The sequence below is a fragment of the Rathayibacter sp. AY1F9 genome, assembly GCF_002932155.1.
Classification (GTDB): Bacteria; Actinomycetota; Actinomycetes; order Actinomycetales; family Microbacteriaceae; genus Rathayibacter.
Map to the genome: position 1 here is coordinate 1 of NZ_PSVA01000002.1, position 23,571 is coordinate 23,571.

Genomic DNA, 23,571 nt, shown 5'->3' on the forward strand with positions numbered 1-23,571 from the left:
AGCCTCGAGAACGTTCTCCGCGCGTCATCGCCCCCGACGACGACAGACGCTGCGAGCGTCCTGCGCCGCGACTTGACCAGAAGCCATAGAAGGGTCCCCAGGATTCCCGTTCCGGAGGCGCGAACTGCGCTCGTGTCACTGCGGGTCACGTCAGACGCAGTGCCTCACGTATTGCGCCGTCGTACTGCTCCCTCTCGAAGGTGAGGGTACGAACAAGCTCTCCGTTCGGACACCATCCGGCGAACTCATCGGTCACGCCGAAGCCAAGCCGCCGGCTGAGCCGGCCGAGAAGCGTTGATGGAGGTGGAAGAGGTCGAAGAGTCTCCGACTCCCACCGGGAGTCCTTCCACTGGACGATCTCGTCGCTGCGCACGAGTTCTGCGCTGAAGAGGATGCCGCAGCTGGAGTCGCCGCAGGACGCGCAGCTGGCCAGCGCGATCCGGTCAGGAAGCATGGCCGTGACGACCGATGGTCCTTCTCCGAGAAGCGAGAGGAGGAACGGACGCCACTCGCCCCAGGGTGCCGTGAAGACGTCACCCGTACCCTCCGGATCGTCGTCGGTCACGAAATCCCCGATGGGACGTCCGTCGAGGGTGATGTCCGGTTCTCCCGTCACGCTCGAGGTGACGACCGCTATCACCGTGCGTTCCCTCATGGACACATCGTGACATCGGCGGCCGCGGGCGGGCCGACTATGACAAAGCGGGCGCGAGCTGCGCTCGTGCAGCGGCGACGGAGCGCCGCCAGGAGGTCGCCGGGCTGCGCCGGCCGCCGTTGGTCGCCCTACGAGCTCACAACTTTTTTCCGTAGCGTTCGGCGGCTCCCTGGCTTCGCTGCGGTCGTAGCTACAGTGGCTGCGCCACCGGCTCCTCCGAGACTTTCAGCACGCGGTCGCTGTGCTCCCTCACATCGCGTCGGAACTCCCTGCCCCCCCCTGCGGGTGCATCCCTGGTCAAGCGAGTTGCTGCGAATGAAGCAGGTCACTCGAATCCGTGAGGAGGCCAATCACTCCACAGTCAGAAGGAGTCCGGGTAGGCGCGGTGCATGAGGTGCTTGTGCGTAGGTGTGAATGACGTAGTGACTATCAGCGGACCGTGCCGGCGTTCCAGAGCACCGGAACTGATGAACAGGACGCTCAGGGAGCTGTCGTTCCACCACCTGGGGTCGAAGGTGTCAGCATCAGTCTGTACCGCCTCGAAGACCGCCTGCCCTTTCCCGATCGTCGCTCCGAGGCACCACAGGGCATCACCGCCGAAGTCGATGACACTGTTCAGTTGTAGCGCCTTCAGCCCTACCGTCTCCGCCCACCGGAGAATCTGCTGATCCTCTCGCCGCGCGAGCTCTCGCTCGGCGCTGGCGATCGTCTTCTGCCACAGCTTGCCGCCGAGAACGTCGATGACGGGCCAGAACTCAGCGTCGGAGAGCGGCTCAAGGCCGCTTGCATCGAAGGTCTTCACAACAGGTCCCTCTCCATCGACGCATCGTATCCGCGCTCGCGCAGCGGCGACGGAGCGCCGCCAGGAGGTCGCCCGGCTGCGCCGGGCGCCGTTGGTCGCCCTACGGGCTCACACCCTTTTTTGCCGTGAAGCCTTCGGCGGCTCCCTCCGCTTCGCTGCGGTCGTAGCTACCTACGGGCTCCGTTCAAGTGGCTGCGCCACCGGCTTCTCCGAGACTTTCGGCACGCGGTCGCTGCGCTCCCTCACATCGCGCCGAAACTCTCTCCACCGCCGCCCTGCGGGTTGCACTGCGCCCTCCGGTTGCTCAGGCGGAGAACCGCCTTCCTTACCGTTATTTCCGTGGATCCGGGGCAGTTGTAGGCTCCGGAACGCGCCAGGGATCCCGGGTATGGCTGACCGCCTTCAGCCGACTGATGGCACGCCGTGATTAGCCGCCCGGGATCCCGCAACGGCAGGACCGCTCATTGAGAAACGCGACCAGATCGCCCCGTAAGGACATGCCGGCAAGGTCGTTCATGGCGCACCGCACCCCTCAACGGAAGGACCCTGCGTGCCCCAACTCTGGGCCGGTATCGACGCCGGCAAGACCGAACATCACTGTGTCGTCATTGATGGCAACGGAACGAAGCTGCTGTCGCAGCGGTTTAAGAACCGAGAATCGGCGATCCTGACCTTGATGGGTGACGTCGCGTCTCTGCCGGGTGGGACGGACGTCGCGTGGGCGACGGATCTGAACCACGGCGGGACAGGGCTGCTGCAGTCGCTCCTCAGCTCCCATGCTCAGCCCCTGTTCTACATTTCGGGACGCGTGATCCACCACGCGTCGGGCGCCTACAGGGGTGAGGCGAAGACCGACGCGAAGGACGCGGTCATCATCGCCGACCAGCCGCGGACCCGGCGAGACGTGACGCTCATGCGCCAGGCCGACCAGGTCACGGCGGAGCTGCGCCTGCTGTCGGCCCGGCGGGAGGACCTGGTGCACGATCGCACCCGCGCCGTGAACCGGCTGCGCGCGATCCTGGTCCACTACTTTCCGTCGCTGGAGTCAGCGTTCAACTTCGCAACGACCAGGGGGCCACTGGTGCTGCTCACTCGGTACGCGACGCCCGCAGCGATCCGGCGAATGGGAGAGAGCCGTCTCGCGTCGTGGCTGAGGGGGCAGGGGTGCTGGAAGTCTGCGGTCGTCGCGAAAACAGCGATCGAGGCCGCTCGTGAACAGACCTCCGTTGTCGTGGGGGAAGCTGCCGCAGCTCGGCTGATCAGCCGGTCCGCGCATGACCTTCTCCGCATCCGGGACGAGCTCGCCGAGTTGGAGGCAGAGATTGAAGCAGCGCTCGAGGGAAGCACTTCGGCGGAATTGCTGGTGTCGATCCCGGGATTCGGGCGCAGGCTCGCCGCGGACTTCCTTGCCGCGACCGGTGCTGATCTCGCCGCGTTCGAGAGTCCCGATCGGCTGGCCAGCTTCGCCGGCCTCGCGCCGGTACCTCGCGACTCAGGGAAGATCTCCGGCAACCACCACCGGCCCAGGCGCTACGACCGGCGCCTGCTGAACGCCTGCTTCCAGGCGGCCTTCATCGCTTCCAGAACTTGCCCCGTCTCGCGCTCGTTCTACGAACGGAAGCGACGTGAAGGCAAGTCGCATAAGCAGGCGCTGATCGCTCTCGCTCGACGCCGCATCAACGTGATCTGGGCGATCTTCCGGGACCAGACCAGGTACTCAATCACATCGATAGACCCTGCCGGATTCGCGTCCGGAGCCGTTGTGGATGTGTCAGCGGTCCATACTTTCGATGCCGGTGCTTGAAACGCGGAGTCGATCAGACCCGTGCGTGGGTAGGTTGCCAGGTTCAGGACGGCCGCCCGTACACGGCCGATGAATGCGCTGGCCACACTGCGCGTGGTCCATTGGCCAAAGTGGCGTCTCTGTTCTTGGAGGCGGCGCGGGAAGCTAGCTGGTGCGTGAAGCTGACGTGTACCCCGGGTCAGAGGTACAGGATTGCGCCGTCGGCAACGTTTTGTGCACCATCGGTGCCTCCCCAGACGAGGACCGCGCCCTCTCCGACGACTACCGTCTGACCGAGGCGGGTGCCACGTGGCGGTTCTGGAATCCGGCTCCAGGTGCGCTCCGACAGATTGAGGAGCGAGTCATCGAGGAGTGCCAGGTTGCTGCTGACTGCTCCGCGTGCAGACGTCCACAGACCGTGCTGAGCAGGGTCCGGCCTGCCCGCCGGTGGCGTCTTCCATTCTCCAGTCGAGGCATTCCAGATTCCGCCGAGGTCGTAGAAGCGGCCCCAGTTCCCCACCTCACCACCGTCCGCGCTTCCCCGCTCGGGGAAGATGACGTCGTCCCCGACAGCGAGTGGGCTGCCGCCGATGATCGGACTGTCCGACAGCAGCGTCCATGTCGTCAAGTCTGCGTTGAGCTCGGCCATCCGCGTCAGCGAGGGAGCTTCCGCGCCCGGGTTGTCGATGAGTTGCTGACCAGAGAGCAGGAGGCGATCGCCGAGCCAGACCGCGCTCCGATTGAAGCTGTCGCCGAGCGGATCCGGCGGTAACGGGGTCCACGCTCCGGTCGTGGGTGAGAAGAAGGCATCCTCGGTAGGACCGAACTCGTTCGTCCCGGCGATCGCGAGGATCTGCGTATCGGTGGCGATGATGCTGCTGCCGGTGGTCGGTGGGTCCGGCAAGGGCTGCCACTCCTCTGCGCCGAGATCGTAGCGGAGGAACACGTCGTCGCCCGTTGTGAGATCCGCTGCGCCAAGGAGGTAGAGGCTGTCATCGATTGCCGCGGTGCTGAAGAAGCTCACCGGAACCGGCGCCTCCGCGATCCGCTGCCAGGTTCTCGTGTCCGGATCGTAGACAGCCCCATCGCTCCGGTAGCCGGTAAGGGACGGCACGCAGCTCGCAGTCGGAGGACATGCCAGGTCGGTGGATCCACCGATCAGAACGAAGCGTGTGCCGACTACCTGGGCGCTGACGCCCTGGCGGGCAGATAGCGGCGACTCTGGCAACTCCACCCATTCGCCGGCCACTCTGTCGGAGTCGGTTTCGCCGGTGGTTGCTGGTCCTTCGACTGCCCGTGGCGTGGCCGCGCATGAGGTGAGGAGGAGCAGGCTCAAGAGAGCCGCTGCGACATGCCTGATCTGCACTGAGGCTCTCCTTCGTCCACATTCCCCATAAGAGTTTCCGCCGCGGTGCTGAAGGTCTCACGCGACGTTGTAGGCGAACCGTACACGGGAGCAGGGCTTGCCTTCCTGGCGCGAATGAGAACGAGCTTGCCGTCGTGACAAGGTTCACGCTCGAGGACGTCCGGTCATTGTTTCGAGGTGCTTGAACGTTGGCCTGGGCCGTCCCGCACGGGATCGTCCTCCGGCCGATGGAACCCCTGCGCGGGCGGCACTGCGAACGAGCGGACGCCGACCTGCAGTCGGCGCGGTGTTGTGCGCTGTGCGCATTTTTGCCTGGAAGCCTTCGGCAGCGTACGGGCCTGCGGCGTCCACGCAAGCCGCTGCGCGGCCGGCTCCTCCGACGTTCTCGGCACGCGGTCGCTGCGCTCCCTCACATCGCGCCGACAACCTCTCCTCCGCCGCCCTCCGGGTTGCGCTCCCACCTCCGACCCTGCTCGGCACTACGTGCCTTCCAGGCAAAAAAACGCTGGGAGAGAAGGAAGAACGACCGAGCCAGACAGCCCCCGCTGGCTTGACAAATCTGATTGAGAATCACGGCAAAAAACGATGAGGAAGAGGAAGAACATGCAGCAGATCACCACCGTCAGCACCTTCGTCCCGGCCGCGAACGAGGACGGGATGCAGAGCCAGTTGCGCCGGATCGCCGAGCGCGACGTCGACCTCTCAGGTCTGGCACGGGGCGGGTGGGCGCTGGCACACACCGCCACGATCCCCGGCCCCGAGGGCGTCATGTTCGTGGACACCCTCACCCGCACCGAATCCTGACCCGCACCACCACCGAGGAGCAAACGCCATGTCCGACACCATCACCACCAGCCCCGCGGCCGAGGAGCCGACCCTCCTTGACGCGGTGGCCGAGTTCGCGTCCGTGTTCTCCCACGGGGACACCGCCGACGAGCTGGCCGTGCGACTCAGCTGCGCCGAGGTCGACGCGCTGGCCGGACTCCTGCGAGCATTCGGACGAGATGAGGCCGCGGACCTGTGGATCGCGGAGCATGCGAGCGACGACGACGAGGGCGACGCCCACACCCCGGAAGGAACCCACCGATGAGCGAGCAGCAGCAGACCACGCCCGACCCGGCGGCGACCTACCAGACGGCCGTCGCGGCCTTCGCGGCCACGCTCTCCGACCCGGCCGTCACGGAAGCGATCGCCCCGACGCTGCCGTGCTGGCGCGCGACGGGCATCATCGACCTCCTCACCCAGGCCGGACACACCGACGCCGCCGAGAAGTGGGCCGAGCTGCACGCCTGGTCCCCGGTCAACGACGAGCACGACCCGCACCGCGGCGACCGCTGGGACGACTGATGCTCACCGTCTACTCGAAGCCGTCATGCGTGCAGTGCACCATGACCTACCGGGTGCTCGAGAAGAAGGGCATCAAGTACACCACCGTCGACATCACCACCAACCCCGCAGCGCTCGCGTACGTCACGGAGGAGCTGGGCTACTCCGCCGCCCCCGTGGTCGTCGCGAGCGACCAGGACCACTGGTCGGGCTTTCGCCCCGACCTCATCGAGAAGCACGCCGCATGACCGGCCCGAACGTCACTGGCGACGACTACCGGGCCGGGTACCTCGCCGGACAGGCCGACCGGCAAGGCGAAGTCGACTGGCTGGAGAACGAGGCCGACCGGCTCTACCGCCTCGCCTACGGCGACGAGCGCCGCGTCCCGGACCTCACCGTCACGCGCGCCGAGCTCGAACAGCGCAGAGCGCTGTCCGAGCCGCCCGTGGAAGTCACCCGCCGCGACGCTCTGGCGTCCTGGGGCATCGAGACACCCCCCACCGACACCCCGGCGGCCGCGGCCGCGACCGAGAACCCGTCGACGTCGACGGGACCCACCAACCGCACGAGCAGGAGACGACAGATGAGCACCAGGACCATCACCGGCAACCTCGCCGCCGACCCCGAGGCCGTGCAGGCGGGCCGCGTCCAGATCGTGAAGCTGCGCGTCATCGAGAACACCGGCGAATACCGCGCGGGGGAGTGGACCCCGCACGACGCCCCGACCACGCACTACGTGGAAGCGAAGTTCGAACTGGGCGAGCACGTGCTCGCCTCCCTCCACAAGGGAGACGCGGTAATCATCGTCGGCTACGAGCGCACCGTGGCTTGGGGCGACGGCGAGAACCGCCGCACCGGCCGCGTCCTCGAAGCCGACGCCATCGGCCCCAACCTCATCCGCGCGACCGCCGTCGTCACCACGACCACCCAGCGCGCACCCCGCCGCAGCGCCGCCCCCGCGGCTGAGTAAGTTGGTCGGCATGTGGGACTGGATCGCTCTGCTGCTGGCCGTGACAGGTGCCGCGCTCGTCGTCGCCGGTATCGTGCCGCTTTATCGCGACTCCGAGATCCACTCCGCGCAAGTGTCCGAGGTCGCGGTCGACAAGCGCGCCCGGGCCCGCGGCGCACTCCTCGCGGCCGTTGTTCTCTTCTCCGCAGCCACTGCTGCCCTCCTCGCCGGCACCGCCGGCCCGTGAGGGGCGACCCTTCACACTCCCCGAGTGCCCCGTTGCGGGGCGCGAGCTGCGCGCGCGCGGCGGTGACGGAGCACCGCACGTCGAAAGCCGTGATGCGGCCCAGTCTCCGACGCCTCCGGCTCGGGGTTCATCCCTCGACGTAGCGTGCGCAGTCGCCGGAACCGTGCACATCTGCCGGATCGGCACAGTGCAGGAGTGACCAGCTGGCACCCACGCCCGTGGGCTCTTCAAGACCGTTGTGGCGATCGAACGCCGTCGTCGTGTACACGTCGACGCCGTCGATCGAGCCACCGACGAACGCGAACGAGACGATCGGGTCACCTTCGGTGGTCGGTGTGCTCCACGCCAGTTCCGCATCCTCTCCTGCGAGGGCGGCCGTCGCGAGGCAGGCTCGAGCCTCGCTAGGCAAGTCACCGCCTTGCTCAAGAACGTATTCGCCGCAGCTTGAACTGGCGTCGCTAACGGCGACGACGCCACCAGCATCAGGAAGGTTGCGAGCGGCGACGATCGGATCGCCGTTCGGCGCTTTCGACGCAGGTTCAGGCGCAGTCGCGGAGCAACCGCTGGCCAGAGTAAGCACCGCGATCGCGATCGCAGCTACCGTCAGGCGGTTCATCCGCCCACCGTATCCGCCAGCGCCGCATACCAGCCAAGGAACCAAGCGGGCGGGCCGGCGCCGCCCGCCCGTGAGGGGCGGCCCCCTCACGCTCCCCGGTGTCCCGTTCCGGGGCGCGAGCTGCACTCGCGCAGCGGCGACGGAGCACCGCCAATGGGAGGCCGCGATGCGGCCCGTTCCATCCGTTTTCTTCACCTCTCCGCGGTTTCAACCTATTTCGCTCCACCGGCTCCGTGCCACCGAGAGCGGACGCGCCCTGCGGGCTTATTTCACCCGCTATCGGCGTCACTGCGCCGCCTCCACTCAAACGGTTTTCCCCGCCGGAGAGGCAAAGAAAAACGATCAGCCAGAGGGAGCACCCACACCATGCAGACCACCACCGACTTGCAGACCACCACGAAGACCTACCTCACGCTCGGAGGCACCCGCGCGGTCGACGTCCGCGTCGTGGGCACCGACCCCAAGACGACGCCCTCGGTGCACGTCACCCGCCGTAAGTGCGGGGTCTGGGAAGCGTGGCACTCCGACCAGCTGCACGGCATCACCAGCGGTTCGTTCCGCCACTGCATCACTCACGCCCGCCGCGCAGCGACCCGCCGCGTCGCCCCGTTCCTGAGCCGCTGAGAGGACCACACCATGACCCGCACCGACCCCGGCCGCGCGAGCGCCGACCAGCTCGCCCTCATCCTCGCGACCAGTCGCGACGAGGACCCGGAGAACGCCACCGCGACCGACGCGGAGATCCTCACGCACACCCGCAACACGCTCGGACTGCCGGGGGAGTGCGGACCCGGCGGGATGCCCGTCTACGACGACGGCACCGCCGAGGCCGCCGCGTTGATCGCGTTCCTGACGCCCGCCGAGTAGCGCGGGGGAGGGGCCGGCCTTCGGGCCGGCCACGAGGGGGGACCCCCTCGCGCTCCCCCGTGTCCCGCCGGAGGCGGGACGCGAGCTCCGCACGCGCAGCGGTGACGGAGCACCGCCGGCGGGAGCCGCTACGCGGCAGGTCCTTTGCTCGCCTGGTTACTGGCCTGGCTCACGCTCGGCATCGCGTTCCTCGTGGGACACGCGGTCATGCGTGGTCATCGGTCGCGAGGAAGTCAGACCTCCGGCGCCCAGATGTCGACTACGCCGGCCTGCAGGCGCATCTCGCCGAGCTTCAGTTGCTTGCGAAGACGAAGCCGGGTGTAGGGAACCAGGACCACCAGCGCGATGCCCTCCCGATGTTCCGACTCGACTCGGATGGCATCACCGCTCCCGCTGATCGTGACCACGCTGACGTACGCGACCGCCCGTAACGACTGCCGATTCTCTCTGCTCGCACGCCGGAGCTCGTCGAGGTCCGCCTGGGACGAGTTGTTCCCGCGACCCGGCTCCGGCTCCACCATGCTCAGAACGCTGCGCCCGTCGGTGTCGATCGAGGCGGAGAACGGGCCGAGCTCACCGCGCTTTCCGAGAGCCTCAACGGCGCGGGTCATCGTCAGATCGAGCAGGCCGTCGAGATCCTCTTGCGCTTCGGCTGACGCCGTCTCACGCCACATCATCATCTGCACACAGTGCCACAGGCCGCTTTCTCGCGCCGGACGGAACTGCGGTCGCGCAGACGGTCAAAGCCTCACCCGTCTCCCCGTTCGGGGGCGCGAGCTCCGCTCGAGCAGCGGCGCCAGAGCACCGCCGGCGAGAGCCGCTACGCGGCGCGATTCTAGGTTTTCCTCACCTTGTTGCTCGGGCGGTTTCGGTGCAGTCGTAGTGTGTCGATCGTCCGAGGACGGCGGGTATGGCTCTGTGGTTTTCGCCGCTGTGACGGCTCGTGAAGAATGGCCGCCCGCCGTCCACCCGATGGTTCGACCGCTAATTGAGAGAAGCGACCAGATCGCTGCGTAAGGAAAAGTCGGCGCGACCATCACCACCACCTGACGTTGCGAAGGGAGCGGCCATGCCGCAAATCTGGGCTGGAATCGACGCGGGGAAGGGACACCATCACTGCGTCGTTATCGACGCCGACGGCGTCAAGCTCTACTCCGCCCGTGTCGCCAACGACGAGGCGGCGCTACTCGAGCTGATCGCTGCCGTCACGGACCTCGCAGCCGGCGCGGAATGCCTGTGGGCGATCGATCTCAGTAGTGGGGGAGCGGCACTGATCCTCGGCCTTCTCGCCGCTCACAACCTGCCAGTCGTCTACATCCCCGGCCATGCCGTGCATCACGCGGCGAAGGCGTACCGGGGTGATGGGAAGACCGACGCGAAGGACGCGGCGATCATCGCCGACCAGGCGCGGATGCGCCGGGACCTGCAACTGCTGAGCGTCGCGGATGAGACCCGGATCGAGCTGCGCGCGCTGACCGCGCACCGGAAGGACCTTGTCTGCGACCGGACCCGGGCCATCAACAGGCTTCGCGGGCACCTGCTCGAGTACTTCCCCGCGCTCGAGCGAGCCTTCAACTACTCCGCCAGCCGCGCCTCGCTCCTCTTGCTCACTGGTTATGCCACGCCGGACGCGATCCGGAAGATGGGGGAGTCGCGCCTGGCCCGGTGGCTTCGCGCGCAAGGCTGTCGGACCGCGGTCGCGACTGCCACCAGCGCAGTCGCGGCCGCGAAGAGCCAGCAGAGCGTGCTCCCGGGCCAGGCGATCGCAGCGGAACTCGCCCGCAGACTCGCACTCGATGTCATCGCCCTCGAAAGTCGCATCGCGGAGATTGACCAGCTCATCGCCGCCCGGGTCGATACCAGCCGTGCCGCCGAACTCCTGCGCTCGATGCCGGGCTTCGGGCCGCTGCTCGCGGCCGAGTTCCTCGCATCGACCGGCGCTGACCTCAGCATCTACGTCAGCGCCGACCGGCTCGCCGGCGTTGCCGGCCTCGCCCCGGCGCCCCGTGACTCGGGCAAGATCAGCAGCAATCACCACCGGCCACGCCGGTACGACAGACGGCTGCTGCGCGCCTGCTACCTCGCAGCGATGGTCAGCGTGCAGCAGAAAACCGAGTCACGAGTCTTCTACGACCGCAAACGTGCCGAGGGGAAGTCGCACAAGCAGGCCATTCTCGCTCTTGCGCGGCGCCGCATCGACGTCATTTGGGCGATGTTCCGAGACGATCGCCCCTATTCGCCTCCCGCGCCTCCGGGGAAGAAAGTGTCGCTGACTATGTCGTCCACGGTGCCGCTACACGCGTCGTCGGGCGCCGCACTCGCCGGCTAGCGGCACGATCCTCGGTTCCCCGGGTTCAGCCGATGGTGCCACTCCGACGACGGACCGACTCGGAAACGGGGGGAGCAGGCCAGAGATCAAGCTGATACTCGTCCGGCGTTGGGCCGTCGCTGACGAGGTCCCATGCTGCTTGGAAACCTCTGATTGACCAGCGAGCGCGGTAGCTACCTCCGGCAAGTTCGAACCTCACCATGGTGTGGACGAGCGGAGACGGGTAGGTGACATCCGGGAACAGGCTCATCAAGCTCAGTGTCGAGGTCTTTGGCTCGAACGGCACCTCGATGATGTCTTCCCACGTTCCAAGTTCCGGCTCTCTGTCCGAGACGACGACGCGAACGCGGAGATAGCCCGTGGCAGAGCCGGTCATCAAGCACAACGATCCTGGCGCGGACGCCCCTACGAGTTCGTTCGAGCTACCTTCGAACGCTTCGTCGTAAATCACGTCGTCGTAGAGCTGACTGTTCAAAAGTATCTGGTGGTAGTCCAGCCCGAGCAGACCCTCAAATGCAACGCTCATGTGCCCCATATTTGCTCCGTCCAGCGGTTCCACCAGCAGCGGGCAGACCCGCATGCAGAACCAGTTAGAGGTTTGCTCGCGCCTGATTGATCGGCAGTTGGTTGAGAGCAACCGAGTCGGCAGTTTGCCTCGTCGCCACTGGCCCACCGGGCTCTCCGAACGGATCCATCGGCAGCGGATCCTGCCTGCGCCTCAGCAACTTGCTCAGGATGTCTCTGATTCGCTTCATTCCCCTGGGTCCCCCGTCCGGATCCCGCGGATCCGCAGCTCAGTCAAGCACGCCGTGGCTTCTTCGAGGGCGACCAGCTTTTGGTTCGTACGCAGCGTGCCAGCGGGCGCACGAGGTCACCGCCTCAGGCCGTGGGCCGGGCAAACCCGGCCGGACGGAGCCGGCTGATGGAGCCTGCGGCGCTGTTGACAACCTGATTGAGATTCTTCACCTCATCGGGAGCGCGATCTTCCTGGAATCGGATCGTCGTGGAGGCCGCGGGCGCCTTCCACGTCGTCAGGCGGGCTTGTGAGTTTTCAGGTGAAGGCCCGTCGCGTGACCGTTCGATCGCTCGAGCACCGAGCGCCGCGGGTGTAGTGGCCGATTAGGAGGCGCAGGGCCGCTGTGACAGGGCTACTGTGAGCCTCAGAACGAAGGAGTACACGTGCCCCTGTGGATGAAAAGACACCCCGTCTGTGTGGGCGCGTTCCTCGGAGCCATCGTCGCGATCCTCTACAGCGCCCCTTTCGTCTCCTTGCTGTTCCAGTACAACGACTTCAGCGATGGGAACCAAATCACCATTGGCGTCGTCGGTTTTGTCGGTTTCTTCATCGTGACAGTCATCCTGGGGGCGATCGTGGGCACCTACAGCGCAGTCGGTGCACTCGCAAGCCGAGCGGTCGTCCGCCGCGCCTGCCGCCGGCTGACCGTCACGCGCGAGTCGATCGGGGCCGCACTCGGTAGCTCTATCGCGGTCAGCGTCCCGCTGCTTCCCGCGGGCCTCACCGAACCTACGTACGTCCCCGCGTTCGGGTTCGTTCCGCTCCCGGCCTTCCTCGTCGCCGGGATCATCGCAGGTGGCGCCGCCTACGCCGTCAATCGCGTACAGATCCGACCGCAGTCGATCTGAGTTCCGCGCCGAAAGCATCGAGCAACCGCTCAGGTCGGTGAACGGTGCGGGCCAGCCTGTGAGGGGCGAACCCCTCATGCTCCCCTAGGGAGCACGGCTTCAGTGGAAGTTGAGCGTGGAAGGCGCAGGTGCCTTCCACGACTCCTCCTGGTACGAGCGCGGGTCGTGAGCCTCGCGAGGCGGCTCCCCGAACGGATCCGTCGGAAGCGCCGCCGGCGCTGTGGTGAACTTCGCGCGGAGCAATGCGGCGATGGATCGAATGCGGTAGATCACGGCGTTCATGTCGTTCTCCCGTCCGGGGTGATCAAGCGTCACCTAGCCGAAGCCTACCGACGTTGTTTCTCCGGTGGGGCGCGAGCTTCGCACGCGCAGCGGTGACGGAGCACCGCCGGCGGGAGCCGCTACGCGGCCGGATTACCCGTTTTCTTCACCTCTCCGCGGTTTCAACCTATCTCGCTCCGTCGGCTACGTGCCGTCTCTCTCGGACGCGGTCGCACGCTCCCTTATTTCGCCCAAGAGAGCCGTCACTCCGCCGACTCCACTCAATTGGTTTTCACTCGCCGGAGAGGCAAAGAAAAACGATCAGGAAGACGACAAAAGCCCCGTAGTTGGACTAGAACCACGGGACTCGTCGCCTTCATGGTCGCACACCGATCAAGGAGAAACCATCGTGACTATCACCACCGGAACCGGGACCGTTCAGCACATCGACCCGACCACCCTCGTGATCGAGGCGAACGTCCGCACCAGCGCCCCGCTGACGAAGGACTTCATCGCGTCGATCCGCGAGAACGGCGTCATCACCCCGGTCCTCGCCCGCCGCGACGAGCACGGCAACGTCATCGTCCGCGCCGGACAGCGCCGCACCCTCGCCGCCCGCGAGGCCGGAGTGCCCACCATCCCCGTCTACGTCGTGGAGGGCGACGAGACGACCGCGGACCGGATCGTTCAGCAGATCATCGAGAACGACCAGCGCGCCGAGCTGAGCGTCGCGGACCGCACCGCCGCGTGGTCGCAGCTCGCGTTCGAGGGCGTGTCCGCCGCAGCGATCGCCAAGCGCACCGGCACCAAGACCGACGCGGTGAAGAAGGGGCTTGCGGTCGCGGAGTCCGCGACCGTCACGTCCGTTCTGCACGAGCACGAGCTGACCCTGGACCAGGCGGCGGTGCTGTTGGAGTTCGAGGACGACGCCGACGCCCGCGCGACCCTGATCGAGGTCGCCACGCACGACCCGGCCCAGTTCGAGCACGCCGCGCAGACCCTCCGCGACGAGGCCGCGCACCAGGCGCTCCTCGCAGCGACCGCCGCCGAGTACACCGGCAACGGCTTCCAGATCCTCACCCGCTCCGACGCCTACGGCGACGCAGCGACGTGGACGCCGGTGCGGCAGCTGCGCGGCGAGGACGGGAAGAGTGTCACGCCCGAGCAGGTCGCCGCCGCTCCCGGACGCGGAGTGCTCATCGACACCAGCTGGCGCGGCGAGGTCGAGGTCACCCTCCTCGTCCAGGACCCCACCGCCGCCGGATTCACCTACGCCTACGGAGCCCCCGAGCAGCCGCAGACCGAGGAGGAGGCCGAGGAGGAGCGCGCCGAGAAGTCCGCAGAGCGCAAGGTCCTCATCGCCAACAACAAGGCGTGGAACGCGGCCGAGAAGGTGCGCCGCGAGTGGATCGCGACGTTCCTCGCCCGCAAAACCCTCCCCAAGGACGCGGATCGCATCATCGCTCTCGGCCTCACCACCCACCGGTTCGCGGTGTCCTCCGGGATGACGGGCGGCAGCGACCTCGCGCACGCGCTGCTGCGCATCGAGCGCCCCTCCGGCTACCGCGCGGACGCCCTCGCAGCGCTGATCGAGGCGAATCCCGCGAAGGCCCGCCTGGTCGCGCTGGCCGTCGTCCTCGGAGGCCAGGAGGCGCACACGAGCAAGGAGTCCTGGCGCCGCGGCGACGAGCGCACGGCCGAGCACTTCCGCCAGCTCGCGGCCTGGGGTTACGCGCTCTCCCCGGTCGAGCAGGTCGTCACCGGCGACAGCACCCCCGCCGACGCCGCAGGGCTCAGCTAGCCCCTCCCGGCGGGGACCGGCTCGCGCCGGTCCCCGCCCCTCCTCCTCTTCTCCCACTGCTGCACAGGAAGGCCCGACCATGACCACCACGACCACCGCACCCCGCCCCGCCCACCGCTTCGACCCGTACCAGGAAGACCCGACGCTGCGCGCCGCCGAGGTCGCCGTCGACGCCGCGGCCGCGTCCGGCGACGCCGACGCGACCGCCGCCGCAGCGCGAGCGCTGATCGTCGCCGCGGCCGCCTACGGCTGGCCCACCGCGACCGCCCTCGTCTTCACATACGAGACGACCGGCCCCATCGCCCACGTCTGGGGACTGTGGAAAGTCCTCGACGCTGACCGCCAGGTCCTGCGCGAATGGGACGAGGAGCCGGGCGACATGACGGATGAGTCCGAGGAGGAACTGATCGCCCTCGACCTCATCAGCAACCGCCGCGCGACCCTCGACTACACCGACTCCGGAAAGCCCATCGGCTCCACGACCCTGATCCTCCACACGCTCACGCTCTGAGCGCGCGCCGCGGGCCGACCCGAAACGGGCCGACCCGCACGAGGGGGAGAACCCCCTCGACCCCCCGTCGAGAGCCCGCGTCGTGCCTGTGCTTTCACCGGTGGCTAGGCTACGGACGCGAAAACCGCAGTGATGGCAGAGGGGCACCCTTCGTGACGACCGGACCGAAAGTGTCGATCGGAGCCGGAGTCGCTGGGCTCCTGGTCTTGATCTTCGAGCTCTACGGCCAGGTCAGAAACGGCACCGAGACCTGTTACGCCTGGTATGGCGTTCTCTTTCCCGGCGTGGAAACGGAGACCCTGGCAGGCGCTTCACTGTGGCCGCTCGGCCTCAGGTGCACTTATGAGCAATTGGGCTCCGGTGACGCACTCGCCGTAATCAACCCGAGCTGGTTCCTCACAGCGCTGCTGATCGTGTCGTTGGGGCTGACCATCGGCGGCCTCGTCTATGCCATCCGCTCCCACACCGCTCCGGCCAGATCTGACGCGTAACGCCCCGACCCCGACCGGGCCGGCCCACAGGGGAGGGAGAATCCCCTCGACCCCAGGGCCTCGCACCACAGCAGCACAGCCAGTGTCATGGCCGGATGCGACGATGGACGCGCTCGCACCCGTCGCGACCGCCGGCCGTCGCGCCTCATCAGACAGGACACCAACGATGAAGCTCTACCCCGACGTGATCAGCACCCTCCGCGCCCAGGAAATCGACCCTGACGAATGGGCGCGCGAGCACGGCTCGCCCTCCATCGCAGAGTGGGCCGGCGACGAGTGCGGCTGCGCCGACGACCGCTGCATCGGCCACCACCACGACGAGCACGAGGACTGCGGCTGCTTCCCCGCGATGCTCGAGCAGCACTTCGCCCAGGAAGACGCTCGCGGCCACCGGACCCTTAAATGGCGCACCACTCCCGTGAGCGTCGTCGTCTCAGCAGAATCCGACCTTGAGGACTTCGGCCTCCTCGCCCTCGCCGACCAAGACCAGATCGACCTCTTCGCCAGCACCGACGTCGATACGGCGGCGATGACGCAGGAACACACCACCGCCGAAGAGACAGCCCGGATCGCAGCGTTCGCCGCCGAAATGTCCACCGCCGGCTCCCTGAGCACCGAGCAGTACGAGCAGCTCGGAGAGATCCACCACGCGGTCCTCAACCGCGCCAAGGACGCAGGCGACCCCCGGTACGACCTGTACCGCGAGACGGAACGGCTCTCCCGCGCCATCACCGAGGTCTGGGACCGCGACGTCGCCGCGTACCAGGACGCCTACCTCACCGTCGTCCGCGACACCCTCACCACCCGGGGTCTCACGACCGGCATCAAGGTCGTCGCCTTCGCTGACCGCGACACCGGAATCTACGACGAAGACCTCGCGCACGACCTGCGCGACGTCGCCCTGCTCACCACGCCCCTGCCCGTCATCGGAGCCCCCAGCGAGGAGCGCAAGATGACGGTCGACGCGCTGCGCGCCGCCGGCCTCACCTACATCGAGCGCGCCCGCGCCGTCGTGTCCGCCGAGGCTGCAGCCGAGTAGCGATCAGCGGCGGGGTCGCGGCTTGTACTTCTTCCCCGCCCGGATGTTCCGATTCTCGATCACTCCGACGATGGCCAGACCGATCGCCACCGCGACGAGCAGGAACCAGCCGAGCACGTTGAACCACTCACCGGTGAACGCCGCGTACGTCTGCTCGCCGGCGATGCTCGCGAACATCAGCGACAGCCCGAACCAGACCATGCCGTTACTGATCAACGCAGCTCGAGCCAGGGGAGTGCGAGGAGTGGTCATGGCGTCACTGTGACATCACCGACTGAGACTGCCCCCAATGCATCGGTCCTTCGTTGCGCGGCAAGGCGATCGGGGCCCGGTCGACGAGGGGGATGCGGGAATCGACCTCACCCCCTCGTCGATGCGCCTAGATCCGGAACGGACGGCGGCAGTGGCCGCAGTTGATCAGACCGTGGCGGACGACCCGCCCGACGAAGACAGTCCGGCAGTAGGGGCAGGTGAGCGTGGGAATACGCATCTCAGGTTCCTTAATCCTCGCGTCGTTGGACGTGAGGTGAGGAGCACGGCCCCGTTCTCTGGAGATGACCTCCAGAGACAGCAGTCCCGATCGGAACTAGAGTCGATGCGTCGCCCTGCAAAGTTGACGCTTCAGCCCCGCCGTACTCGTTGGCCCCGCCGACGATTGACGGCGGGGTTCGTTGCACCGGTCGGGCGAGCCCGCTCGATACGTGAAAAATTCTACATCTAGGGCGTGTCGCCGCGTCAGGGCACTATATGTAGTAGTTACAACCGTGTAGTTATCCACCGGTTCCTCCACCGGCCATCCACAGGCTGGAGCCCCCGAATCCGCGGAAAGACGCGGATCTGGCGGAGTAATCCACAGCTGTGGACAGACGCGGTCCGTTCCTTGAGCACAACGCGCCCCGGCGTGTCGGCAGGCCCTCCAAACGCCCTCGGGTGCACACCCAGGGATGGAGATGATGCTCCCGGGAGGATGGGCTGCCGCTGAACCCGGGGCTGCGCACGCACGTGCGGATGGGCGCGTACGTCCTCGACGTCGCCCCGCGGTCGCAGGTGATGACCGGCTCCATCGCCCAGTGGGAGGAGTGGACCGGGACGACCCTGCCCTCGTCGGGGGAGTACGTGATCCCAGGCGGCCTCTCGACGCTGCGCGTCGACCGCGACGCGGAGGAGGGGATCTACGTGGAGCCGAACATCTGGGTGCAGCACCGCTGATCCGGCAGCGTCCCGTTAGGGATGGGCTAGCGCGTCAGACCCGGCGTTTCTCTGCAGACCCGAGTGCTCGTTCCGAGGGCGTTAAGGACAGCAGGTCACCGAGCTCGCGCTTCGCCTTCTGGTAACGGCTGCGCGCAGTTGACGGCGGGACGGACACGATCTGAGCCGCCTCGCTGAGAGAGAAGCCGTCCCAGTGCACGAGCCGTACCAGTTCTGCCAGCTCCGGAGAGAGCTTGCTCAGCGCTGCTTGAACGTCGAGGGCGACGTCGGAGGGTTCTCCGGTCGCTTCGATGGGTTCGACGGTGCCGCGGAGCTTTTCGGCCAGGAGGTCTTGGCGCCGGCGCGTCCTGCTGGTGTTGAGGATGACGTTCCTTGCGACACCGAACAGCCACAGGCGGGCGTCCTCGTCCGGCATTGGCATGGATGATGATCGGCGCCACGCGATCGTCATCGTTTCGGAGAGTGCGTCGGGAGCGTCGTCGGTGCCGACTCGGCGTTCGAGGTAGTTCAGAAGGTCACGGGCTGTGGCGTCGAGGATGGCTACGACGCGATCGGCTCGCGTGTCGCGGCGGCTCACTGGGTCAGGTCTGCCTGGGTGAACTGTGCGCAGTCGTCTTGGCTTCCGGTGGAGAGGTCTGAGCCGGTGACGGGATCGACCACCCCTCGGTCCTCGAGCTCGTCCCAGACGACGTCGGTGATCGCGTTCACCGCGGCCTGGCGGTACAGCTCATCTTCGGAGTACACCTCGGTCGCGGGCACCACGGTGTCGCCGTTATCGCGGTCGATCGTGTCCTGAGCACTGATCCGGGCTAGCTCGCCGTCGATGTCAGCGAGGGCGAGCACGTCGGTGGTGCGAAATACGTCCTGCGCCTCCTTGATGTCCTCCGGATCGCCTCCCCTGACGACGCTGCGCAACTCGCATTCTCTTCCGCTGGGCAGCGTGAAGTGAACAACGGAATCCGGATTCGCCACATACGGCTGCCACCCGGAGAGCGTCGCTGCTGCTGCCGCTCCCGTACCGCCCAGAGCGAGAGCGACGACGGTCCCGATCACGAGCGCGCGAGGCGTCGCCTGTCGCCGGCCGCGTCGCGCGTTCCACTCCGCTCCGCGAACCATCTCTCGAAGAGAGGAGTCGGAGACGGCTTCTGCCAGTGGGGTTGGCGGCGCCGATTCGTCCAGGAGCGCGTTCATCGCTCGATCGCTGTCTGCGTCGTGAGGTTCGGTGGTCATGATCTGCTCCTGTGCGCTCGAGTGGCCTTCACTCTGTACATGTCCGGCAGGACCCCGAACTGACGACGCGACGATGAAAATAATCGAGAACCCGTCCCGTGAGGGGATCGCTGGCCGGGCGTCTGGGAGGATCAGCGCATGTTGCCGGACGCCGAGCTTGCCGCAGCGCTCGAGGCTGTCGGGGTGCGGCGGCGTCATCCGGTTTCGGAGTACGACTACCGGATCGATGACGTGCGGCTGGTCGTTGGTCTGCTCGACTTTCGGCTTGTGCAGGTCGGCGGTCACACGGCTCGGATCAGGATCGCGTTGCCGTCGTCGGGAAGTGATCAGCCCTGGATCTATGCCACTCCGCGAGATGCAGCGGACTGGACTTCGCAGCTGCTCGTGTGGATCGATGAAGAGGTGGGGACCGGTGGGCTTTCCAGCGGACGCCTCCGAGTTGAGGAGGGCGGCGTGACGTACGTGGTTGTCGCGCCCTACGGCTGGCGGAGGGCCAGCGAGGAGGAGCACATGCGACTGCTTGACGGGACACGCGCGTAGAGGGCGTGCTTCCGCGGCTCGGAGGGGCGGATCAACCCCGGTGATCTGACCGTCCCGCATGGGGATTGTCTACCGGGCGGGTTGGTTGAAGGATTCTCTGGGATTGGATACCTGTTCTGGTCGACCCCTTCGGTGATCTGCCCTTGTTTCGCACGCTTGACACAAACCCTCGCCCCTTTGTATCGTCTACTCAACACAAAGGGGACGGTCATGGGTAACTGGGGCTTCGCGGAGATCACGTTGGTCGTGATCGGTGTGCTCGTCGTGGCGAGCGTCGTCGCGGGAGGAGTGTCGCTGCTGACTCAACGTCGACAGCCGCCTGCCGTAGTGCGCGCTCATCGCGTCGGCGTCGTGCGGATGGTCACCTCGGTCGCCGCCGCGCTCGTCGCTTTCGCGGTCGCGGTGCTGATTCACATAGCGAATCCGCGCTTGGAGTCGGTGCCGTTCCTGCTCGGGCTGCTGCTCGCAGCGGCTGTAGGGCTCGGCGTGTTCAGTGTGATGCCCGTGCCCTCCATCGATGGAGCGATGAGGCGACGCACGGCGAGCGTGATGCCGAGACGACTTTCGGATTACTCCACGGTTCGACAACGCGCGACCTTCGCCACGATCGCCTCGATGACTGCGCTCATCGCACTCCTGAGTGGTCTGCTGTCGAAGCCGGCGGACGATGGTCGCTGGATCTGTCCGGTGATGTTCTCGGACCCCTGCCTCGCTGGAGGGCCGTTCCTGTTCCCGGGATGGCTCTTCGCAGCGCCGGCTCTTCCCCTGATCGGTCTGCTCGTCGTTGCCGTTCGGCACGCTCTGCGCCGCGTCGTCACCTCTCCCGCTACCGCTTGGCCCGAGCTCAGCGAAACAGATACCGCGTTGCGGCGCGGCGCGGTGCGGCTCGTTCTTCGTGTTGCCAACGCCTCACTCCTACTCACGAGCACGGTCTTCCTGGGCTCGGCGGCGCTTCCGCTGATGAACGCACCTGTTCTCGAGACGGGCATGACGCCCGATTCGGCACAGCTCGCGGGGATCGTTGGACTGGTGCTCTTGGGTGTGGCCGGCGTCGTGTTCCTCGTCGGCATGGTGATGGCGGTACTGGCCGCCACGTCTCTGGCGCGCCTTCCTCGGGGTGCCGCTGACGTGTCGACGGTGATGGCGTGATGAGCATCGAGGTCGACGCTGACGATCCTCGACCGCCCTACGAGCAGATCCGCGCAGCGTTGGCGGCAGAAATCACGTCTGGCCGGTTGCAGGCAGGCCAGCGCCTCCCGACCGTTCGACAGATTGCGGGTGACCTCAGAGTGGCGGTCGGCACGGCAGCGCGCGCCTATCGGGAACTGGAAGAAGCGGGCCACGTCGAAACACGACGCTCCCAGGGCACCACAGTCAGACCCGGGCGAATCATCGCCATCGACGTCACCGCAGCTGCAGAAGCATTCGTTCGGGACGTGCGGCGAGATGACGTCGAGCTAGCGGACGTGCTCGCCGCCATAGAGAAGGCGTGGTCGACGAAGCGGTAACCACCAGGGGGCGGTCGTTCACCGTTCCGTATGGGGATCGTGGAGCGGTCGCGTCCGCGTCCGCGTCCGCGTCATGTGTTCGCGAGCCGTCGAGGTGCCGGCCATGCGAGTGCGGTGATCGTCCCCAGTCCGAAGACCCCAGCAGCACCGGCAAATGCGGTCACCAGCCAGCCAGGACCGATCACTGTCTCCTCGCCGGTGGAGCGGATGTAGGTGCATTCCAGGCCCAGCGGGAATGGCGAGATTCGAGCGCGGACGTTCCACTCGAAGTCGACGCCGTTCGATGGTGGCTGCGGCCCGTCGACTAGGCAGGAGCTCTCCGCCTGTCTCGCCTCGTAGAGCGCACCAGCAACAGGGAGGGCGAACAGACCCGTGAGGAGGAGGAGCCACACGACCAGGGTTACCCGCACCCGAGCGGTCATCGACCTTGTACCGACCTGAGCAGCGCCATCGTCAGAGGGTAGCTGCAGGCACGTCGCGGGGATTGGCTCCGCGTTTGGCTTCGATCACGAGTGCAGAGTATCCGCGGGCGTTGTCGCCGTCGCCCACCCCACTTCGAGGCGATGATGAGACACCGTCCCGATAAGGGATCCCGCTACGGGACGCCAGCAGCTCGTGCCGTTGCAGGCAGCCGCTAACCCCCTGTGAGAACGCCCTTGATGATCAGTTTGTCGATCGCGCGGATCGATGCGGCAGTGACGACGCCCGAGAAGGCGTTCCAGTAGAGCGTCCAGAGGATGAGACCTCCGACATCGTCCTCGTCGTTGCGTGGTGGTCGCCAGTCGGGGTTGTTCGCGTGGATCTGCCAGATGATCGCGAGGACTACGCAGAGGGCGGAGGCGCCGAGGCCGAAAGCGTGCAGGGCCCTGCTCACTCTTTCTCTGCGTCCGAGGTTCCAGAGCATGATCCTGATGGCGGCGAGGGACAGCGGTATCGCGCCCAGCGAGAGCGTCCACTGCTCCCACGTCACCGAATTGCCCCCTCGGGAGCGATCCGCGGAGTTGCGTGAGCCCGGTCGGTGGCGGCGCCACGTGCTTCTCTCTTGCTCTTAGACGCCCCGCTGGCGTCAGTTCGCGTGGTCATTGCCCATAGTGTGAACGGCCCAGCCGCCGCAGCCGGCTTCGGTCCAGTCGTAGGGACCGGCCGATTTTGCGTCGGGGCCGTAGAGAGCTGTCCACGCTTCGGTGTCCTCGGGAGTGATCGATGCGGCTCCTGGATCCTTGGGGGAGAGTTCCCACCAGAGCTTGAAGTAGAAGTCGTGGCCGGCGTCGGCCATGCAGGAGGCGGTGAGGAGCTGCGTGTCGACCCAGGTCCGGGCGTTGGTGAGCTCGTCTCCGACGATGCTCGCCGGATAGGTGACGTCCTTGACAGTGTCGTTCTTGTCGTACAGGCGCACGCCCCACTGGTCGTAGCGGTGACCATCGGGCGCGAGGGTGGGCATGGTGCGCTCAGTCGTTGTCCCGTCGGCTCGTGGCGGATCGGCGCTCTCTGCCGGCGTCGCCGAGAGTGTGGGTGTCGGCGTTGCTGCGGCGGACGGTGCAGGTGCCTCCGCGATCGCGGTGCTCGCGGCCAGCGCTGATCCGAAGTCGGCGTCGTACTGGTGCAGCGTCGTCGTCGCGCCGACCGCGAGTGCGCTTCCGACGCCGACAGCGAGCAACAGGCCCGTTGCCCCGAGCCCCACAGCTAAGCGGAATCGTGTGCGACCGCGGAGCCTCGTGCCGGTCACGAGCTCGCTCCGACAGTGCGCGGTCGTCTGATCGACCAGCAGAGGACCGCCGCGAGCAGAACCAGGCCCAGCGTGTTACCCAGGGCGAGGAGGCCCAGGTCGAGATACGGCATCGTGCGGAGCACGGTCACGGACGCGCTGACGAACCAGAGAGCGTTGATCACCACTGTGGGCAGCACCGCGACAGCAACTGCGCCGAGCAGCGCCCCGGCTGTCCGCGTGCGCTGATGCAAGAGCAGCAGAGATGCGGCCGCAGCGAGAACCGTTGCCGCATACAGCGGCGCCGACGTCGACGTAGGGATCAGACTGCCGCCTGCAACCCGGACGCTCGCCCACCCGCCGACAGCGGTCGACGTGAGCACGATCGCGAGCACGAGCGCCCACAGCGCGGCCGACGCTGAGCGGAGCCTCGCCGTGAACAGGCTTTCGGGGTTCCCGTTTCGCAGTCGTGCCCGGCGCCACATCAGGTCCGATCCGACACCGCGCAGCGTGCGGGAGCCGATTTGCCGTGCGGTGCGCGCGGGGTGCTGACCTCGCGCGTCGGCCCAGGTGGCGTGCTCGTGCAGGTCTGACGCGATCTCGTCGCGGCGCATCGCCGCGACCTCCGGGGCAAGATCTTGCGTGTACCAGCGGCACCAGGCGAGCACGAGGACGTTCCAGCGGTGCACCGG

At 67.0% G+C, this 23,571-nt stretch carries 33 protein-coding genes; 19 read left to right on the top strand and 14 right to left on the bottom strand.

Features of this window, described 5'->3' with window-relative positions; genetic code table 11:
- Positions 1–145: 145 nt before the first annotated feature.
- Positions 146–655 carry a hypothetical protein gene (locus C5C37_RS01670; protein ID WP_104338318.1) on the bottom strand — a complete coding sequence of 170 codons (510 nt, stop codon included), beginning with the start codon at positions 653–655 and terminating at the stop codon, positions 146–148.
- Between the two features lie 361 nt (positions 656–1,016).
- Positions 1,017–1,457, bottom strand: coding sequence for a hypothetical protein (locus C5C37_RS01675; protein WP_104338319.1), 441 nt, complete (start codon positions 1,455–1,457; stop codon positions 1,017–1,019).
- A gap of 550 nt (positions 1,458–2,007) precedes the next feature.
- Between C5C37_RS01675 and C5C37_RS01680 the strand changes: the two genes are divergently transcribed.
- Positions 2,008–3,261, top strand: a complete 1,254-nt coding sequence (locus C5C37_RS01680) for an IS110 family transposase (protein WP_258073997.1) — start codon at positions 2,008–2,010, stop codon at positions 3,259–3,261.
- 178 nt (positions 3,262–3,439) lie between these two features.
- Here the strand turns inward: C5C37_RS01680 and C5C37_RS01685 are convergent, their stop codons facing one another.
- Positions 3,440–4,606 carry a hypothetical protein gene (locus C5C37_RS01685; RefSeq protein WP_146085143.1) on the bottom strand — a complete coding sequence of 389 codons (1,167 nt, stop codon included), beginning with the start codon at positions 4,604–4,606 and terminating at the stop codon, positions 3,440–3,442.
- A gap of 603 nt (positions 4,607–5,209) precedes the next feature.
- Here C5C37_RS01685 and C5C37_RS01690 point away from each other — a divergent pair.
- The 6 genes from C5C37_RS01690 to C5C37_RS01715 are packed head-to-tail and all read left to right on the top strand — an operon-like array spanning position 5,210 to position 7,128.
- Positions 5,210–5,410, top strand: a complete 201-nt coding sequence (locus tag C5C37_RS01690; RefSeq protein ID WP_056045781.1) for a hypothetical protein — start codon at positions 5,210–5,212, stop codon at positions 5,408–5,410.
- A gap of 28 nt (positions 5,411–5,438) precedes the next feature.
- Positions 5,439–5,696: a hypothetical protein gene (locus C5C37_RS01695; RefSeq protein WP_219812386.1), complete on the top strand. Its 258-nt coding sequence runs from the start codon at positions 5,439–5,441 to the stop codon at positions 5,694–5,696.
- Positions 5,693–5,953 (top strand): hypothetical protein, encoded by a 261-nt coding sequence (locus tag C5C37_RS01700; RefSeq protein ID WP_104338321.1) that lies wholly within the window; start codon positions 5,693–5,695, stop codon positions 5,951–5,953. Before C5C37_RS01695 ends, C5C37_RS01700 begins: the two co-directional genes overlap by 4 nt.
- Positions 5,950–6,180, top strand: coding sequence for a glutaredoxin-like protein NrdH (gene nrdH / locus C5C37_RS01705; RefSeq protein WP_104338451.1), 231 nt, complete (start codon positions 5,950–5,952; stop codon positions 6,178–6,180). Before C5C37_RS01700 ends, nrdH begins: the two co-directional genes overlap by 4 nt.
- Positions 6,177–6,902 (top strand): single-stranded DNA-binding protein, encoded by a 726-nt coding sequence (locus C5C37_RS01710; protein ID WP_104338322.1) that lies wholly within the window; start codon positions 6,177–6,179, stop codon positions 6,900–6,902. The genes nrdH and C5C37_RS01710 overlap by 4 nt, the downstream gene beginning before the upstream one ends.
- 10 nt (positions 6,903–6,912) lie before the next feature.
- A complete protein-coding gene (locus C5C37_RS01715; protein WP_146085144.1) occupies positions 6,913–7,128 on the top strand; it encodes a hypothetical protein in 216 nt (71 codons plus the stop codon).
- Positions 7,129–7,255: 127 nt separating this feature from the next.
- On the opposite strand, the gene C5C37_RS17045 is transcribed toward C5C37_RS01715, so the two are convergent.
- Positions 7,256–7,744, bottom strand: a complete 489-nt coding sequence (locus C5C37_RS17045; protein ID WP_146085145.1) for a hypothetical protein — start codon at positions 7,742–7,744, stop codon at positions 7,256–7,258.
- Between the two features lie 366 nt (positions 7,745–8,110).
- Between C5C37_RS17045 and C5C37_RS01720 the strand changes: the two genes are divergently transcribed.
- Positions 8,111–8,368, top strand: coding sequence for a hypothetical protein (locus C5C37_RS01720; RefSeq protein WP_104338324.1), 258 nt, complete (start codon positions 8,111–8,113; stop codon positions 8,366–8,368).
- Positions 8,369–8,380: 12 nt separating this feature from the next.
- A complete protein-coding gene (locus C5C37_RS01725; protein ID WP_104338325.1) occupies positions 8,381–8,611 on the top strand; it encodes a hypothetical protein in 231 nt (76 codons plus the stop codon).
- Positions 8,612–8,844: 233 nt separating this feature from the next.
- Here the strand turns inward: C5C37_RS01725 and C5C37_RS01730 are convergent, their stop codons facing one another.
- Positions 8,845–9,291: a hypothetical protein gene (locus C5C37_RS01730; RefSeq protein WP_104335276.1), complete on the bottom strand. Its 447-nt coding sequence runs from the start codon at positions 9,289–9,291 to the stop codon at positions 8,845–8,847.
- 389 nt (positions 9,292–9,680) lie between these two features.
- Here C5C37_RS01730 and C5C37_RS01735 point away from each other — a divergent pair, with 389 nt between their 5' ends.
- Positions 9,681–10,940, top strand: coding sequence for an IS110 family transposase (locus tag C5C37_RS01735; RefSeq protein ID WP_104338327.1), 1,260 nt, complete (start codon positions 9,681–9,683; stop codon positions 10,938–10,940).
- Positions 10,941–10,965: 25 nt separating this feature from the next.
- On the opposite strand, the gene C5C37_RS01740 is transcribed toward C5C37_RS01735, so the two are convergent.
- Positions 10,966–11,466 carry a hypothetical protein gene (locus C5C37_RS01740; RefSeq protein WP_146085146.1) on the bottom strand — a complete coding sequence of 167 codons (501 nt, stop codon included), beginning with the start codon at positions 11,464–11,466 and terminating at the stop codon, positions 10,966–10,968.
- A 653-nt stretch (positions 11,467–12,119) separates the two neighbouring features.
- Here C5C37_RS01740 and C5C37_RS01745 point away from each other — a divergent pair.
- Positions 12,120–12,584 (top strand): hypothetical protein, encoded by a 465-nt coding sequence (locus tag C5C37_RS01745; protein ID WP_104338328.1) that lies wholly within the window; start codon positions 12,120–12,122, stop codon positions 12,582–12,584.
- A 99-nt stretch (positions 12,585–12,683) separates the two neighbouring features.
- Here the strand turns inward: C5C37_RS01745 and C5C37_RS01750 are convergent, their stop codons facing one another.
- Entirely contained in the window at positions 12,684–12,866 is a 183-nt protein-coding gene (locus tag C5C37_RS01750; RefSeq protein WP_104335274.1) for a hypothetical protein, read from the bottom strand.
- A 388-nt stretch (positions 12,867–13,254) separates the two neighbouring features.
- Here C5C37_RS01750 and C5C37_RS01755 point away from each other — a divergent pair, with 388 nt between their 5' ends.
- From C5C37_RS01755 to C5C37_RS01770, 4 genes are all read left to right on the top strand, one after another.
- Entirely contained in the window at positions 13,255–14,646 is a 1,392-nt protein-coding gene (locus tag C5C37_RS01755) for a ParB/RepB/Spo0J family partition protein (RefSeq protein WP_181127349.1), read from the top strand.
- 79 nt (positions 14,647–14,725) lie between these two features.
- Positions 14,726–15,157, top strand: coding sequence for a hypothetical protein (locus tag C5C37_RS01760; RefSeq protein ID WP_104338330.1), 432 nt, complete (start codon positions 14,726–14,728; stop codon positions 15,155–15,157).
- A gap of 206 nt (positions 15,158–15,363) precedes the next feature.
- The gene (locus tag C5C37_RS01765) at positions 15,364–15,648 is read left to right on the top strand and encodes a hypothetical protein (RefSeq protein WP_181127350.1); all 285 of its coding nucleotides are present in this window, start codon (positions 15,364–15,366) and stop codon (positions 15,646–15,648) included.
- A 166-nt stretch (positions 15,649–15,814) separates the two neighbouring features.
- A complete protein-coding gene (locus C5C37_RS01770; RefSeq protein ID WP_104338332.1) occupies positions 15,815–16,687 on the top strand; it encodes a hypothetical protein in 873 nt (290 codons plus the stop codon).
- 3 nt (positions 16,688–16,690) lie between these two features.
- On the opposite strand, the gene C5C37_RS01775 is transcribed toward C5C37_RS01770, so the two are convergent.
- Entirely contained in the window at positions 16,691–16,939 is a 249-nt protein-coding gene (locus C5C37_RS01775) for a hypothetical protein (RefSeq protein ID WP_146085148.1), read from the bottom strand.
- Between the two features lie 756 nt (positions 16,940–17,695).
- Between C5C37_RS01775 and C5C37_RS01780 the strand changes: the two genes are divergently transcribed.
- Positions 17,696–17,896, top strand: coding sequence for a hypothetical protein (locus tag C5C37_RS01780; protein ID WP_146085149.1), 201 nt, complete (start codon positions 17,696–17,698; stop codon positions 17,894–17,896).
- Positions 17,897–17,930: 34 nt separating this feature from the next.
- Here the strand turns inward: C5C37_RS01780 and C5C37_RS01785 are convergent, their stop codons facing one another.
- Positions 17,931–18,473, bottom strand: coding sequence for an RNA polymerase sigma factor (locus C5C37_RS01785; protein WP_104338335.1), 543 nt, complete (start codon positions 18,471–18,473; stop codon positions 17,931–17,933).
- The gene (locus C5C37_RS17050) at positions 18,470–19,126 is read right to left on the bottom strand and encodes a hypothetical protein (RefSeq protein WP_146085150.1); all 657 of its coding nucleotides are present in this window, start codon (positions 19,124–19,126) and stop codon (positions 18,470–18,472) included. Before C5C37_RS17050 ends, C5C37_RS01785 begins: the two co-directional genes overlap by 4 nt.
- A 138-nt stretch (positions 19,127–19,264) precedes the next feature.
- On the opposite strand from C5C37_RS17050, the gene C5C37_RS01795 reads away from it, so the two are divergent.
- From C5C37_RS01795 to C5C37_RS01805, 3 genes are all read left to right on the top strand, one after another.
- On the top strand, positions 19,265–19,666 hold the full coding sequence (locus tag C5C37_RS01795; RefSeq protein WP_104263608.1) for a hypothetical protein: 402 nt from the start codon (positions 19,265–19,267) through the stop codon (positions 19,664–19,666).
- 210 nt (positions 19,667–19,876) lie between these two features.
- A complete protein-coding gene (locus C5C37_RS01800; RefSeq protein WP_104263144.1) occupies positions 19,877–20,815 on the top strand; it encodes a hypothetical protein in 939 nt (312 codons plus the stop codon).
- Positions 20,815–21,174, top strand: a complete 360-nt coding sequence (locus tag C5C37_RS01805) for a GntR family transcriptional regulator (RefSeq protein WP_104263145.1) — start codon at positions 20,815–20,817, stop codon at positions 21,172–21,174. The genes C5C37_RS01800 and C5C37_RS01805 overlap by 1 nt, the downstream gene beginning before the upstream one ends.
- 71 nt (positions 21,175–21,245) lie before the next feature.
- Here the strand turns inward: C5C37_RS01805 and C5C37_RS17055 are convergent, their stop codons facing one another.
- The 4 genes from C5C37_RS17055 to C5C37_RS01820 all read right to left on the bottom strand — a co-directional run bounded on the left by C5C37_RS17055 (position 21,246) and on the right by C5C37_RS01820 (position 23,568).
- On the bottom strand, positions 21,246–21,596 hold the full coding sequence (locus C5C37_RS17055; RefSeq protein ID WP_146085151.1) for a hypothetical protein: 351 nt from the start codon (positions 21,594–21,596) through the stop codon (positions 21,246–21,248).
- A gap of 212 nt (positions 21,597–21,808) precedes the next feature.
- The gene (locus C5C37_RS01810) at positions 21,809–22,144 is read right to left on the bottom strand and encodes a hypothetical protein (RefSeq protein WP_104338337.1); all 336 of its coding nucleotides are present in this window, start codon (positions 22,142–22,144) and stop codon (positions 21,809–21,811) included.
- Positions 22,145–22,240: 96 nt separating this feature from the next.
- Positions 22,241–22,900 (bottom strand): hypothetical protein, encoded by a 660-nt coding sequence (locus tag C5C37_RS17060; RefSeq protein ID WP_146085152.1) that lies wholly within the window; start codon positions 22,898–22,900, stop codon positions 22,241–22,243.
- Entirely contained in the window at positions 22,897–23,568 is a 672-nt protein-coding gene (locus C5C37_RS01820) for a hypothetical protein (RefSeq protein WP_104338339.1), read from the bottom strand. Before C5C37_RS01820 ends, C5C37_RS17060 begins: the two co-directional genes overlap by 4 nt.
- Between the last annotated feature and the right edge of the window lie 3 nt (positions 23,569–23,571).